Source organism: Pseudomonas carassii, from assembly GCF_036324045.1.
Lineage (GTDB): Bacteria > Pseudomonadota > Gammaproteobacteria > Pseudomonadales > Pseudomonadaceae > Aquipseudomonas > Aquipseudomonas peradeniyensis.
Map to the genome: position 1 here is coordinate 1 of NZ_JAZDCT010000062.1, position 14451 is coordinate 14451.

The 14451-nt window shown below is 65.0% G+C and carries 13 protein-coding genes; 5 read left to right on the top strand and 8 right to left on the bottom strand.

Annotated features, from left to right (window positions below):
- The first annotated feature begins 153 nt into the window (after window positions 1–153).
- A complete protein-coding gene (locus V0R62_RS26045; protein WP_330105744.1) occupies window positions 154–1941 on the top strand; it encodes a monovalent cation:proton antiporter-2 (CPA2) family protein in 1788 nt (595 codons plus the stop codon).
- Between the two features lie 3 nt (window positions 1942–1944).
- Here the strand turns inward: V0R62_RS26045 and V0R62_RS26050 are convergent, their stop codons facing one another.
- Window positions 1945–2223, bottom strand: a complete 279-nt coding sequence (locus V0R62_RS26050; RefSeq protein WP_330105745.1) for a HigA family addiction module antitoxin — start codon at window positions 2221–2223, stop codon at window positions 1945–1947.
- A gap of 696 nt (window positions 2224–2919) precedes the next feature.
- Between V0R62_RS26050 and V0R62_RS26055 the strand changes: the two genes are divergently transcribed.
- A complete protein-coding gene (locus V0R62_RS26055) occupies window positions 2920–3204 on the top strand; it encodes a DUF6124 family protein (protein WP_330105746.1) in 285 nt (94 codons plus the stop codon).
- Window positions 3205–3381: 177 nt separating this feature from the next.
- Window positions 3382–4293, top strand: coding sequence for a LysR substrate-binding domain-containing protein (locus tag V0R62_RS26060; protein WP_050703240.1), 912 nt, complete (start codon window positions 3382–3384; stop codon window positions 4291–4293).
- 78 nt (window positions 4294–4371) lie between these two features.
- On the opposite strand, the gene V0R62_RS26065 is transcribed toward V0R62_RS26060, so the two are convergent.
- The 5 genes from V0R62_RS26065 to V0R62_RS26085 all read right to left on the bottom strand — a co-directional run bounded on the left by V0R62_RS26065 (window position 4372) and on the right by V0R62_RS26085 (window position 8708).
- Window positions 4372–6342: an amidohydrolase gene (locus V0R62_RS26065; protein WP_330105747.1), complete on the bottom strand. Its 1971-nt coding sequence runs from the start codon at window positions 6340–6342 to the stop codon at window positions 4372–4374.
- A 66-nt stretch (window positions 6343–6408) separates the two neighbouring features.
- Window positions 6409–6975 carry an antibiotic biosynthesis monooxygenase gene (locus V0R62_RS26070; RefSeq protein ID WP_082120339.1) on the bottom strand — a complete coding sequence of 189 codons (567 nt, stop codon included), beginning with the start codon at window positions 6973–6975 and terminating at the stop codon, window positions 6409–6411.
- A 118-nt stretch (window positions 6976–7093) separates the two neighbouring features.
- Window positions 7094–7723 (bottom strand): isochorismate family cysteine hydrolase YcaC, encoded by a 630-nt coding sequence (ycaC, locus tag V0R62_RS26075; RefSeq protein WP_213658877.1) that lies wholly within the window; start codon window positions 7721–7723, stop codon window positions 7094–7096.
- A gap of 155 nt (window positions 7724–7878) precedes the next feature.
- Window positions 7879–8205, bottom strand: coding sequence for a hypothetical protein (locus tag V0R62_RS26080; protein ID WP_330105748.1), 327 nt, complete (start codon window positions 8203–8205; stop codon window positions 7879–7881).
- Window positions 8202–8708, bottom strand: coding sequence for a hypothetical protein (locus tag V0R62_RS26085; protein ID WP_330105749.1), 507 nt, complete (start codon window positions 8706–8708; stop codon window positions 8202–8204). Before V0R62_RS26085 ends, V0R62_RS26080 begins: the two co-directional genes overlap by 4 nt.
- 167 nt (window positions 8709–8875) lie before the next feature.
- On the opposite strand from V0R62_RS26085, the gene V0R62_RS26090 reads away from it, so the two are divergent.
- Window positions 8876–10303, top strand: coding sequence for a mechanosensitive ion channel family protein (locus V0R62_RS26090; protein ID WP_330105750.1), 1428 nt, complete (start codon window positions 8876–8878; stop codon window positions 10301–10303).
- Window positions 10304–10452: 149 nt separating this feature from the next.
- Here V0R62_RS26090 and amaA read toward each other — a convergent pair whose 3' ends face one another.
- Both amaA and amaB read right to left on the bottom strand, forming a co-directional pair.
- Window positions 10453–11739: an L-pipecolate oxidase gene (gene amaA / locus V0R62_RS26095; protein ID WP_330105751.1), complete on the bottom strand. Its 1287-nt coding sequence runs from the start codon at window positions 11737–11739 to the stop codon at window positions 10453–10455.
- 148 nt (window positions 11740–11887) lie between these two features.
- Window positions 11888–13378: an L-piperidine-6-carboxylate dehydrogenase gene (gene amaB / locus V0R62_RS26100; RefSeq protein ID WP_062359953.1), complete on the bottom strand. Its 1491-nt coding sequence runs from the start codon at window positions 13376–13378 to the stop codon at window positions 11888–11890.
- Window positions 13379–13514: 136 nt separating this feature from the next.
- Here amaB and V0R62_RS26105 point away from each other — a divergent pair, with 136 nt between their 5' ends.
- Window positions 13515–14405, top strand: coding sequence for a LysR family transcriptional regulator (locus V0R62_RS26105; protein WP_330105752.1), 891 nt, complete (start codon window positions 13515–13517; stop codon window positions 14403–14405).
- Window positions 14406–14451 lie beyond the last annotated feature (46 nt).

Below are 14451 nucleotides of genomic sequence, written 5' to 3' on the forward strand. Positions count from 1 at the left end.
TTGATTCAACAAAGGTCCTACTTTCAGAACGCTGCTTCCTGTAACCCCAGGATTGTCCTGTTTCGCTCCCCACCCGAAAATGCCCGCCTCTTTCATCGATGGCATAAGCTGTTGCATCAAACGCTGCCGCACGCAGTTCAAGGAGTCCGAGCAATGCCACACGAAGGCAGCCTTCTACAAACCGCCGTCATCTTCCTCCTCGCCGCCGTGGTCGCCGTGCCCCTGGCCAAGCGCCTGCAACTGGGCGCCGTGCTCGGCTACTTGCTAGCCGGCGTGGCCATCGGCCCGCAGGCCCTGGGGCTGATCCGCGACACCGAGAGCGTCGCGCACATCTCCGAGCTGGGCGTGGTGTTGCTGCTGTTCATCATCGGCCTGGAGCTTTCACCACGACGCCTGTGGCTGATGCGCAAGTCGGTGTTCGGCGTGGGTACCGCGCAGGTGGTCCTGACCGGCGCGGCGCTCGGTGCCATCGCCCTGTTCGGTTTCAGCCAAAGCCTGCCGGCGGCCATCGTGCTCGGCCTGGGCCTGGCGCTGTCGTCCACCGCCCTGGGCCTGCAGAGCCTGGCCGAGAGCAAGCAGCTCAACGCGCCCCACGGCCGCCTGGCCTTCGCCATCCTGCTGTTCCAGGACATCGCCGCGATCCCGCTGATCGCCCTGGTTCCGCTGCTGGCCGCCAGCGGACCGGACACCAGCCAAGGCGACAGCTTCGAGCATGGCCTGAAGGTGTTCGCCAGCATCGCCATCGTCATCGTCGGCGGTCGCTACCTGCTGCGCCCGCTGTTTCGCACCGTTGCCCGCACCGGCCTGCCGGAGGTGTCCACCGCCACCGCGTTGCTGGTGGTGATCGGCACTGCCTGGCTGATGGAGGAGGCCGGTATTTCCATGGCCCTGGGCGCCTTCCTCGCCGGCCTGTTGCTGGCCGACTCCGAATACCGCCACGAGCTGGAAGCGCAGATCGAACCGTTCAAGGGCCTGCTGCTGGGGCTGTTCTTCATCAGCGTCGGCATGGGCGCCAACCTGCGCCTGCTGCTGGAGATGCCGCTGGTGCTGCTGGGCATGACCGTGCTGTTGATCGCGGTGAAACTGCTGCTGCTGATCGGCGTCGGCCGCATCGCCGGGGGCCTCAACAGCGCCAGCGCCCTGCGCCTGGGCATGGTGCTGGCGGCCGGTGGCGAATTTGCCTTCGTGGTGTTCAAGCTGGGCAAGGACCAGGGCCTGTTCGACACCCTGACCTACGACCTGCTGCTGATGACCATCACCCTCTCGATGGCCCTCACCCCGCTGCTGATGATCGGCTGCGCCCGCGCCCTCAAGCGCCCGCAACCCGCCCGGGAAGTGCCGGAGCAGTACACGCAGATCGACGCCGGCACGCCACGGGTGGTGATCGTCGGCATGGGCCGCATGGGCCAGATCGTGGCGCGCATCCTGCGGGCGCAGAAGATCCCCTTCGTCGCCCTGGAAACCTCGGTGGACACCATCGAGATGACCCGCATGTTCGAGCAAGTGCCGGTGTTCTACGGCGATCCGTCGCGCACCGAGGTGCTGCATGCGGCCAAGGTCGCCGAAGCCGAGTACGTGATCATCACCATCGACGACCCCGAGGCCGCCACCCGCACGGCCGAGCGGGTCAAGCGCCTGTACCCGCACCTGAAGGTCATCGCCCGGGCGCGCAACCGCCAGCATGTGCACAAGCTGGTGGACGTGGGCGCCGAGCCGATTCGCGAGACCTACCATTCCAGCCTGGAGATGAGCCGGCGCGCGCTGGTCGGGCTGGGGCTGACGGAAGCGCAGGCGGCGGATCGCATCGCCCGCTTCACCGAGCATGACGAGCAGGTGCTGGAGGCCCAGGGGCATGTGCGCGACGACCGGGCCAAGGTGATGCAGACGGCCAAGGAAGCGCGGGTGGAGCTGGAGCGGTTGTTTGCGTCGGATGAGGATTGACGCTCAGGCGAACGCCAGCCGCTCGATGGGTGGATGCTCGCGGTACGCGGCCTGCCACAGGTCGTAGGCCGCCTGCTCGGCCAGATACTGCCGGGCACTGCCAAGACCGGCCAGTTCGAGACGATAGGCCAGGTCGGCTGAAATGGCTGCATGGCCGTTGAGCACTGTGGATAACTGACCACGTGAATAGCCCAGGTGGCGGGCCAGGGAAGAGACGCTCATGCCGATGGCGGGCAGGACGTCTTCGCGCAGGGCTTCGCCGGGGTGGGGTGGGTTGTGCATAGTTGTCACTTTGTCTTGAAATCTTGGGGCTGCTACGCAGCCCTTTCGCGACACAAGGCCGCTCCCACAGAGATCGCGATCTCCTGTAGGAGCAACTGTCTGGCTCAGGTCCCTCAATCTGGCGCGATCGCTGTGGGAGCGGCCTTGTGTCGCGAAAGGGCCGCAAAGCGGCCCCCAGTTCAAACAGCAGATCGAGGTCTCACCCTACGCTGATGATCCAGCCACCAACGGGGTTCCTACGCCAGTTCTCGCCACTGGATAGCAACTGGTTTCGCGCTCGCCTGAAACCATACAACAGCGGCAGTGCAGATCAACCGAGAAGCTTCCGACAAGCTCGAAGGAACGTGTTCAAAAAACGCTCGAATCTGCTGAGCTCAGCCATGTCCTACGTGATCTGAAAACCTTTCCTACTGAGCAGCCTACAGCCCAAGAAATACCCTACAAAGTCTGTCGATACCCTTCTGATTGTCCGGGGAAATCATGCCCTCTAGGCTGACCGGGTCGCTGTCGGTTCAGCGATCGGGCGTGGAAACCCGGCTGGTTGGTTATCGGATTATCTGTCGTAACGGCAGCTGTACGCGGGAGGCCGTAAGGCCTGCCGGGGTTCTCCGATAACCTGGTTTTCCACCCCGTGTACAGCCGCCACCCTTCGCGTGGAAACGGACGGTGCCGGTCAATTTCTATCGGAGTTTGACCATGAAAAAAATCGTCCCCGACCCACCCCTCCCCAACACCCGCCACCACCCCTTCGGCAAATGCGACGCCGGCCACCCACCGCTGTTCGCGGTCAACCCCAATATCAACGCCCACGACGCCCTGGTGCATGTCGCCGAGTACCTGCGCAGTGCCTACAACGTCGGCTACAAGGCCCTGGAGCATATGGATGAAACCGGCAGGAGCCTGTTGTGGGCCAGCCTGCATGGCATCGAGATGGCCGAAGGTTTGACGGAAGCGATGCTGGAGGGAATCGAGTCGTCCTGAGAAGCAGATCGCATGAGGGCCGCCAAGTGCTTGCCGAGGGCCTTGCAGCGCCTATCAGATCGAGCGCCGCGCGGGCGGCGCTCGATCTGATAGGCGCCACAAAGCTGTCGCCCTGCACCTCAGCCCCACCACCCGGTAGACTGCGAACCACCCCCTGCCCCGTCGCGGAGACCGCTCTTGGAAGACCTCAACTCCCTCTACTACTTCACCCAGGTGGTCGAGCACGGTGGCTTCGCCCCGGCCGGGCGGGCGCTGGACATGCCCAAGTCCAAGCTCAGCCGGCGCATCGCCGACCTGGAGGAGCGCCTCGGCGTGCGCCTGCTGCACCGCACCAGCCGGCACTGCTCGCTGACCGAGATCGGCCAGGCCTACTACAACCGCTGCCTGGCCATGCGCGTGGAGGCCGAGGGCGCCGCCGAAATCATCGAGCGCAACCGCAGTGAGCCACGCGGGCTGGTGCGCATCAGCTGCCCGACCACCCTGCTCAACTCCTGGGTCGGGCCGATGCTGACCCGCTACATGCTCAAGTATCCGCAGGTGGAGCTGTTCATCGAGAGCACCAACCGCCGCGTCGACCTGCTGCATGAGGGCTTTGACGTGGCACTGCGGGTGCGTTTCCCGCCGCTGGAGAACACCGACATGGTGATGAAGGTGCTGAGCAACAGCACCCAATGCCTGGTCGGCCACCCGTCGTTTCTCGAACAGCTTGCGCAAGGCTTTGATCCGCAGCAGCTCAGCGAGCTACCCAGCGTCCATTGGGGCGGCGCCCAGCGTGAATACCAGTGGGAGCTGTTCCAGGGTGAGGACATGAGCCGCAGCCTGGTGATCCCGCACAAACCACGGATGGTCACCGACGACCTGTTCGCGCTGCGGCATTTCGTGGTGGCGGGCGTGGGGATCGCGCACCTGCCCAGGGTGGCGGTGCGCGAGGACCTGGCGGCGGGGCGGTTGGTGGAGATGCTGCCAGGCTGGCATCCGCGTTGCGGCATCGTGCATGCGATCTTCCCGTCGCGGCGCGGGTTGCTGCCGTCGGTGCGGTCGCTGATCGATCATCTGGCGGAGGAGTTCGCCATCAGCGACATGGCGTAGTACGCCATCGCGGGGCAAGCCCGCTCCCACGAAACCCTGTAGTCTCGGTGGGAGCGGGCTTGCCCCGCGATCAGGCCATCAGAACGCGAAGCAGGAACAACCCAACGCACCCCAGAAGCCCTGGTAATCGCTCACCGGCACACTGGAATGCCGCGCCTTCTCATGACTGTGGGCATGCACCCCGCACGGCCCGACGCACTGGTGCAGCGCCGCCGCCATCGGCGCACCGGCGCGCCAGTGCCCCGGCACCTTGGCCACCGGCGACCACTCCGGCAACACCGGCACCTGCGCAGGGCCCAGCTTGTCGAACTCGGCGGCGCCGTACACCACCTTGCCGTCGACGATGGTCAGCACCGACTCGATGCCCTTGATCGCCTCTTCATCAACACTGAAGAAATCCAGCGACAGCGCCGCCAGGTCGGCCAGCTGACCGACCTTGATCTGCCCCTTCTTGCCCTGCTCGCTGGAGAACCAGGCGCTGCCATGGGTGAACAGCTGCAGCGCGGTCTCGCGGCTCAGGCCTTGCGGATACAGTTCCAGCCCGCCGACGGTCTTGCCGCTGACCATCCAGTACAGCGAAGTCCACGGGTTGTAGCTGGACACCCGGGTAGCATCGGTCCCCGCCCCCACCGGCACGCCCATGTCGAGCATGCGCTTGATCGGCGGGGTGTGTTCGGCGGCCTTGGCGCCATAGCGGTCGACGAAGTACTCACCCTGGAAGGCCATGCGGTCCTGGATGGCGATGCCACCGCCCAGTGCCCGGACCCGCTCGATGTTCTGCGGGGTGATGGTTTCGGCATGGTCGAAGAACCATGGCAGGCCATTGAACGGGATGTCGCGGTTGACCTTCTCGAACACGTCGAGCATGCGCGAGATCGACTCGTCGTAGGTGGCGTGCAAGCGGAACGGCCAGCGCTGCTCGACCAGGTGACGCACCACCGGCTCCAGCTCCTGCTCCATGGTCTGCGGCAGGTCCGGACGCGGTTCGAGGAAGTCCTCGAAGTCGGCGGCGGAGAACACCAGCATCTCGCCGGCGCCGTTGTGGCGGAAGAAGTCGTTGCCGTCGCCTGGCTTCACCTTCTGCGTCCAGTTCTTGAAGTCGGCCAGTTCTTCCTTGGGCTTCTGGGTGAACAGGTTGTAGGCGATGCGCACGGTCAGCTGGTCGTTGTTAGCCAGCTCCTGGATCACCTGGTAGTCATCCGGGTAGTTCTGGTAGCCGCCACCGGCATCGATGGCGCTGGTCAGGCCCAGGCGGTTGAGCTCGCGCATGAACTGGCGGGTGGAGTTGACCTGGTACTCCAACGGCAGCTTCGGCCCCTTGGCCAGGGTGGCGTAGAGAATGGTGGCGTTGGGTCGGGCGATGAGCATGCCGGTGGGATTGCCGAACTTGTCGCGCTGGATCTCGCCGCCCGGCGGATTGGGCGTGTCCTTGCTGTAGCCCACCGCCTTGAGCGCGGCACGGTTGAGCAGGGCGCGGTCGTAGAGGTGCAGCAGGAACACCGGGGTGTCCGGCGCGGCCTGGTTGATCTCTTCCAGCGTGGGCATGCGTTTCTCGGCGAACTGGAACTCGTTCCAGCCCCCGACCACGCGCACCCACTGCGGGGTCGGCGTGCGCTCGGCCTGGTCCTTGAGCATGCGCAGGGCGTCGGCCAGCGACGGCACGCCTTCCCAGCGCAGTTCGAGGTTGTAGTTCAGGCCACCGCGGATCAGGTGCAGGTGCGAGTCGTTGAGGCCGGGAATCACCGTGCGCTGCTTGAGATCGATGATCTGCGTGGCCGTCCCTTTGTGGGCCATGGCTTCGGCGTCGCTGCCCACGGCGAGGAACTTGCCATCCTTGATGGCGACGGCGCTGGCGGTGGGCTTCTCGCGGTCAACGGTGTGCAACTTGCCATTGAACAAGATGAGGTCGGCGGACATGGGATCTCCTGAAAGGGCGGCATGGGCGGAATCGGTGAACGGCAATGCGCTCCACAGCGCGCCGGCGGCACCGAGCACGGTGCTGGTGGCGAGGAACTTGCGGCGGCTCTGGTCGGTAGGGTCCTGGCTCATGGTGCTCTCCGTCCGGGTGGGTGATCGGCAGGCGGTTGAAGGCTAGCAATGGATCACGGCGGGCGCTCAGCGGCGCAACCAGCCGGCACAGCGGCGTGTCACCCAGGGCATGATGTAGAACACCACGGGCAGGATGACGAACAGGTTGGTGATCAAGTTGCCGGTGATCTGGCCACCCAGCAGCGGATAGCGGGCAAACAGCGGCGCCAGCAGCTGGGGAATGACCAGGGTCATCGGGCAGATCACCAGGTAGGTCAGCAGGGCCTGCTTCCAGCGCGGCGGTTGCGCGGCGCCGACGCTGGGCGGGGTGAACCAGAACTCCGGGTCATCGTGCACCTGGGTCTGGTCGCCGTCTTCCAGCAGTGGCAGCACTTCACTGATCAGCGCCTGGCGCTCGGCAGAGTTGACCCAGGCCTGCAGCAGGCCGGCATCGGCGAAGCGCACCACGGTGGTGAAGTGGCGGCCGCCGTCGTCCGGGCGGATGACATTGACGTCCAGATGACCGGGCTGTTGCCGAGCGGTGGTCACGGCGCGCTTGAGCCAGGTTTCGTAGTGCGCCAGCGCCTGGGCACGGACCTTGTGCTGGATCACCAGCGTGACGACGCTGCGGTTGCCTTCGGTTGCGGTGTTCATCGCTGACATTCCCTGGAGATGAGCTGGCCTGCATCCACTGTGCAACAGCAGACGAGCGCTGGATTGGATGGGTGTGCTGCCTTGCCTGGCACCTCGCGGGTGCCAGGCTGGCGGCGGCTTACTTGCCGGCGGTCAGGGCGTTGTAGCTGGTGATCAGGTTGCGGTAGTCCGGGATATGGTTGGAGAACAGCGCCGCCAGCCCTTCGACGTCGTTGCGCCAGTCGCGGTGCAACTCACAGGCCACGCCGAACCAGGTCATCAGCTGGGCGCCGGCCTGGCTCATGCGGTTGTGGGCCGCGTCGCGGGTCATTTCGTTGAAGGTGCCGGAGGCGTCGGTCACCACGAACACCTCGAACTCCTCTTCCAGGGCCGCCAGCGCCGGGAACGCCACGCACACTTCGGTCACCACGCCGGCGATGATCAGTTGCTTCTTGCCGGTGGCCTTCACCGCCTTGACGAAGTCTTCGTTGTCCCAGGCGTTGATCTGGCCGGGGCGAGCAATGTACGGGGCATCCGGGAACAGTTCTTTGAGCTCCGGCACCAGCGGGCCGTTGGGGCCTTGCTCGAAGCTGGTGGTGAGGATGGTCGGCAGGTTGAAGTACTTGGCAAGGTCGGCCAGGGCCAGCACGTTGTTCTTGAAGCGGTCCGGCTCGATGTCGCGGACCAGGGACAGCAGGCCGGCCTGGTGGTCGACCAGCAGTACGGCGGCGTCGTCTTTGTTCAGGCGGTTGTAGGTGAATTTGCTCATGGTCGTTGCTCCCAAAGGTGTGTGGTTTTCGTTGCCGTCGGTGTTTCGCGTTGATGGGCAAAGATTAGATTCATCACCTTTGAGTCGGTAGACAGTGAAAATTGGTCTTAGCGTTCTATTTTAAGAACGATAAATTTCACTGTCCGCAGAGCCGCTTAACGCACCAGTTTCCAGACAATGTGAGCGTTCCGACCACTGAGCCTGTACTCGCACCCCTGGAACAGCCCCCAGATCAAGGAGCCGAACGACAGGGCAAGCAACAGGGGGAACACATAAAGCCCCAGGATGAGCAATACCGAGAGCAGTTTGTGCTCGAAGGTCATGGCCAGCCTGTGGACCTCGCCCGCCCCTTCGAAGGTATTGATGTCCAGACCGCGCTGCCTGGCGAAGAACCAGGCATAGATAGCCAGGGCGAATGCGGACACCATCACACCCTCGAGCATCAGGACATTGATGAACCTGAGGGTTTCACACAGGGTCACGAAATCGACCCACTTGGTCGTTGCTCATGCTCAGGAAGCTCCTCTGCCCGGACATGACCGCCCAATACATAGAACTCGCCGTCACGACGAACCTCGTCGAGTGAGCGAGGGTCTTCGGCACCGCCATACATACCGTTCACATCGACGCACCAGAGGCCATCGAATTTCAGCAGTTTGACGCTGAGGTAGATCCGTCGAATTCGACTGCTGAAGATACTCAGGGACAACTCCCGAACATCATCGATCACGACCCTGACATGTCGCCAGACATTGCCGTCGGCCCAGTTGTCACGGCCGTTGAAGGTCATCGCAAAACTGAGGGTTCCATCAACGGCTTCCTGATACTCGAAAGCCAGCAGATAACCGTCGTCGAACCGGTGGTACTTCTCGAAAATCGCTTCTGCCGATAACGTCCCTGTAGCCACTGCAACCTCCTGGAAAAAATCGAAAAGCACCTGGTGATTGCCGCTTGTGCGGGCAATCCCAATGCCGACCTGGCGCACTCGAAGAACGCGCGGTTTCGGCCGTGCGCCATTGTTTCCAACTCATCGGCTCACAGCAAGAATGGCGTGCCCTCGACGCAGACCGTTCCACGCATCCTGCATGCCCATTGCGCGCCCATTCAACCTGCTCTATTACTAGCCACAGCCCTCCCCGCACCGAGACCATCATGCTGGCCTTCATCCAGTCGTCCCCCTTGTTGCTCGGCACCGCCCTGATCTTCCTCGACCTGCTGCTCTGGCACCTGATCCCCCTGGAACGCCGCGCCTGGCGCATCGCCTCGCGGCTGGTGATCTTCCTGCTGTTCAGCTGGGTCCTGATGGCCGCAGGCATGAGCCCGCTGCAACCCCCGCCTTGGGCTGACGATGTCTCACGTAACCTCATGGCCACGGTGCTGGCGATCGGCTGGTGGCTGTTCGGCGCACGCACGGTGACGGTGGTGTTCGGCTTGTTGCTGGTGGCACGCGGCAGCCACGGCGGGCGCCTGCTGCAGGATGTGGTCGGGGCGCTGATCTTCCTGGTCGCGGCGGTGGCAGCGGCGGCCTATGTGATGCAACTGCCGGTCAAGGGCCTGCTGGCCACCTCCGGGGTGATGGCCATCGTCATCGGCCTGGCCTTGCAGAGCACCCTGGCCGACGTGTTCTCCGGCATCGTGCTGAACACCACGCGGCCCTACCAGATCGGCGACGCGATCTCGATCGACGGCACCGAGGGCAAGGTGGTCGACATCGATTGGCGGGCCACCCGCCTGATCACCGGCAACAGCAGCCTGGCGGTGATCCCCAACTCGGTGGCGGCCAAGGCCAAGATCCTCAATTTCAGCCGCCCGGCCGAGGTGCATGGGGTGTCGATCAGCGTGGTGGTGCCGGCCAAGGTGCGTCCGCAGCGGGTGTTCGATGCGCTGGAAAAGACCCTGCAGGGCACCAGCATCCTGCTCGACAAGCCGGCGCCCAAGGTCACGGTGAAGGCTTCGAGCCTGGAGTCGGTGGAGTATGAGGCCAGCGGCTTCATCGCCGAGATGTCGCGCAAGACCGAAGTGCGCAACCAGCTGTTCGACCTGGCCCACCGTCATCTGGAGGCCAGCGGCGTGACCTGGAACACCGAGCTTGGCGCCCCCGTGCGCAGTCGCCAGCGCGAACTGCTGGAGGAAGTGCGGGTATTCCGCTCACTGAGCAACGAAGAGCGCGATGCCCTGAGCCAGCGCATGACCACGGTGGAGTACCTGGCCGACCAGGTCATCCTCGGCATCGGCGAGCGCTCGGAGCATGTGCTGCTGATCAGCCGTGGCGTGGTGCTGGCCTCGGTGCGCGACGGCGAGCGGTTGATCGAAGGCGGGCGCATGGGGCCTGGGGAGGTGCTGGGGCTGGAGGGGCTGGTGGACGACGAGGCATCGCCGGTCGAGTTCCGCGCCCTGAGCGGCTGCATGCTCTATCGCATCGACAAGGAACAGGTACGCGGTTGCCTGGCCGAGAGTGGTGATGTGAAGTCGGCGCTGACCAAGCTGCAGCGATTCCGCCGGCAGAAGCGCGAGTCACTGCTGCTGCAGAAACCGGCGGTGGTGAAGAAAGGTGGGTTCCTGAGCTGGCTTCACAAATAGCCAAGCACCGCCTGCCCCTGTAGGAGCGGCCTTGTGTCGCGATAGGGCCGCAAAGCGGCCCCGGCAATCTTTGCTTCAACGCTGAAAACCCTGGGGCTGCTGCGCAGCCCTATCGCGACACAAGGCCGCTCCTACAGGCGCGCCAAAGCCTATAACACCACCCGCAGACACTGCCCTGCGTGATACAGCGAGAACCCCGACTCGTAGAACGCCGTGCGCAGCGACGGCGCGCTCACCGGCCTCATCGGCGAGAACGGAATCGGCAGGCTGTCCGGGTCATCCTTGAGCAGGAACTCGGCAAACGCCCGACCGATCACCGTGCCGGTGGTGTTGCCGCGCCCGTTGTAGCCAGTCACCGCCACCAGCCCCGGCGCCGGCTCGAACAGGCGCATCAGGTGATCCGGGGTGAAGTCGATGCAGCCGGTCCAGTGCATCTCCCACTCGACCTTGCCCAGCGCCGGGTAGTAGTGGCTCTGGATACGGTCGGCCCAGCTGCGCACGAACCAGGCCGGCTTGTTGTCGACCCGGCCGAGGCTGCCGAGCAGCAGGCGGCCCTGGTCGTCGCGGCGGATGCTGCTGAGCACGGTACGGGTGTCCCACGAGCCCTGGCCATGGGGCAGGACCTTGTCGGCGGTGGCGCCGTGCAGGGGCTTGGAGGCGACCTGGTAGTAATAGCCCCGGAAGAAGTGCTTCTGCAGGTTGCTCCAGTCGCCTTCGGTGTAGGCGCCGGTAGAGATCACCACCTTGTCGGCACGCACCGCGCCGCGCGCGGTCTTCACTCGCCAGGCGTCGCCGTCACGCTCCAGGCCCTCGACCGAGGACTGCTGGAACAGCTTGCCGCCCAGCCGGTTCACGGCGGCGGCCAGGCCTTGTGTATAGCCCATGGGGTTGATGGTGCCGGCGCGGCGGTCGAGCAGCGCGGCGGAAATCTTGTCGGTGCCGCAGTATTCCTGGCATTGCGCGCCGGTCAGCAGCTCGACGTCGGCGCCGCGCCGGGTCCATTGCTGGTGGCGGGCCTCGAGATCGGCGATGCCGGTGGCGTTGTGCGCCATGTGCAAGGTGCCCTGGTGCCGGGCCTGGCAGTCGATGCCCAGGCGCTCGATCATGGCGAACACTTCACCCGGGGCCTCGCCGAGCACCTTGTTCAGGCGGCCGCCCTGCTTGTGGCCGAGAGTGGCCTCGACGTCGTCGGGGCGGATCCAGGTGCCGGCATTGACCAGGCCGACGTTGCGCCCGGAGCCGCCGTGACCGATCTTCCAGGCTTCCAGCAGGATCACCGACTTGCCCTGCTCCAACAGGTGGATCGCCGCCGACAGGCCGGTGATGCCGCCACCGATCACGCAGACATCGGCCTTGTGCTCGCCAGCCAGGGCCTGGGCGGCGACGGTCGGCTGGGTGACGTGTTCCCACAGACATTCTTGACGCAGTTCGGACATGGCCCGGCTCCAGCTGTTGTTCTTCTTGCCCATGGGGCCGCTGCGCGGCCCTTTCGCGGCACAAGGCCGCTCCTACAGGGAAGCGCGTTGCCTTTGTAGGAGCGGCCTTGTGCCGCGAAACGGGGGCAAAGCCCCCCGCCTGCGATCATCAGTCGAACACGATGCCCTGCGCCAGCGGCAACTCACGCGAGTAGTTCACGGTATTGGTCTGCCGGCGCATGTAACCCTTCCACGCATCCGACCCGGACTCACGCCCACCGCCGGTCTCCTTCTCGCCCCCGAACGCCCCGCCGATCTCCGCGCCGCTGGTGCCGATGTTGACGTTGGCGATGCCGCAATCGCTGCCCGAGGCGCTCTGGAAGCGCTCAGCCTCGCGGATGTCGGTGGTGAAGATGCACGACGACAGGCCTTGCGGCACCTCGTTGTTCAGGCGCAGGGCCTCTTCGAAGTCGTCGTAGGCCAGCACGTAGAGGATCGGCGCGAAGGTCTCGTGGCGCACCACGTCGCTCTGGGCCGGCATCTCGGCAATGGCCGGCGACACGTAGTAGGCGTTCGGATACTGCTCGGCCAGCTGGCGCTCGCCACCGAACACCTGGCCGCCCTCGTCGCGGGCCTTGGCCAGCGCGCCCTGCATGGCATCGAACGACTGCTTGTCGATCAGCGGGCCGACCAGGTTGTCCTTGCGCGGGTCACCGATGCGCACCTTGCCGTAGGCGGCTTTGACGCGGGCAACCACTTCGTCCTTGATCGAACGGTGAACGATAAGACGGCGCAGGGTGGTGCAGCGCTGGCCGGCGGTGCCGACGGCGGAGAACAGGATGCCGCGCACGGCCAGGTCGAGGTCGGCGCTCGGGGCCAGGATCATGGCGTTGTTGCCGCCCAGCTCGAGAATGCTGCGCCCGAATCGCGCCGCGACACGCGGGCCGACTTCACGGCCCATGCGGGTGCTGCCGGTGGCGCTGACCAGTGGCACGCGTGGGTCGTCGACCAGGGCTTCGCCGGCTTCGCGGCCACCGATCACCAGTTGCGCCAGGCCTGCCGGCGCATCGCCGAAGGCTTTCACGGCCTTGTCGAACAGTGCCTGGCAAGCCAGGGCGGTCAGCGGAGTCTTCTCGGACGGCTTCCACACCACGGCATTGCCGGCCACCAGCGCCAGCGCGGTGTTCCATGCCCATACCGCCACCGGGAAGTTGAAGGCGCTGATCACCCCGACCACGCCCAGCGGGTGCCAGGTTTCACGCATATGGTGGCCCGGGCGCTCGGAGGCGATGGTCAGGCCGTACAGCTGGCGCGACAGGCCGACGGCGAAGTCGCAGATATCGATCATTTCCTGCACTTCGCCCAGGCCTTCCTGGGTGATCTTGCCGGCTTCGATGGAGACCAGCTCGCCGAGGTCAGCCTTGTGTTCGCGCAGCACCTCGCCGAACAGGCGCACCAGCTCGCCACGACGCGGGGCCGGCACGCTGCGCCAGGTTTCGAAGGCCTGTTGCGCCTGGTCGATGCGGGCAATGGTGTCAGCCTTGCCGAGCAGCTTCACCGAAGCGATGCGGCTGCCGTCGATCGGGGTGTGAACAGGGTAGTCACCCTGGGTGTGAGCCGCGGCGGCAACGCCAAGACGCTCGAGCAATGCAGCAACCATTGTGCTTCTCCTTTCATCGGGTGAAGGGGTGGAAAAGGATGTGGGTCAGTATTAATCCGATTACACAGGTGCAACAAACGACCTTTATTCCGCATATCATTCCACCAGGTAATGATTTCAGCCGCCGAGACCGCTTATGTCCAAACGCCTGGTTCCGTCCATGACCGCCCTGCAGTGCTTCGAGGCCGCAGCCCGTCACCTGAGCTTCACCCGCGCCGCCGAGGAACTGCACCTGACCCAGAGCGCGGTAAGCAAGCAGGTGGCGCAGCTCGAGGAGATGCTGCGTCACCACCTGTTCCTGCGCATCCGCCGACGCCTGCAACTGACCCCCGCCGGCAGCCTGTACCTGGCCGAGGTGAACAAGATTCTCACCCAGGTGGACATGTCCAGCCGCTATGTCCTGAGCTATGGCTCGCAGACCGAAGTATTGAAGGTAGCCACTCAACCGAGTTTCGGCGTGCGCTGGCTGATTCCGCACCTAAAAGGCTTTGGCAAGCGCCACCCGAACATCCACCTGGATATCCGCAACGAGATGGAGCCGTTCTCCCTGCTGCAGGGGTCGGCCGACGTGGTGTTCTTCTATGGCCAGGGCACCTGGCCCGGGGCGACCTGTGTCGAGCTGTTCGGCGAAGAAGTGGTGCCGGTGTGCGCGCCGGAGCTGTTGCAAGGCCGCACGCTGCCTGACGCGGGCGCGGTGGCGGAGCTGGTATTGCTGCAGAGCACCTCGCGACCGGAGGCCTGGCACGCGTGGTTCCTGGAGCAAGGGCTGCACACCGACAACAGCTACCACGGGCCGCGCTTCGACACCTTCTATATTGCCTTGAGCGCGGCGCAGGCGGGGTGCGGGGTGGCGCTGGTGCCGCGGTACCTGGTGGCCCGGGAGCTGGCCGAAGGCAGCCTGGTGCTGGCCTGGGATCATGCGATGAAGAGCAATGGCGCGCATTACCTGGCGTATGCCGAGCATGCGGCGGAAGTGCCGAAGGTGCGGGCGTTGGTGGAGTGGGTTCGGGAACAACTGCAGGCTTGAGATCGCCGGGGCCGCTTTGCGGCCCTTTCGCGGGGCAAGCCCGCTC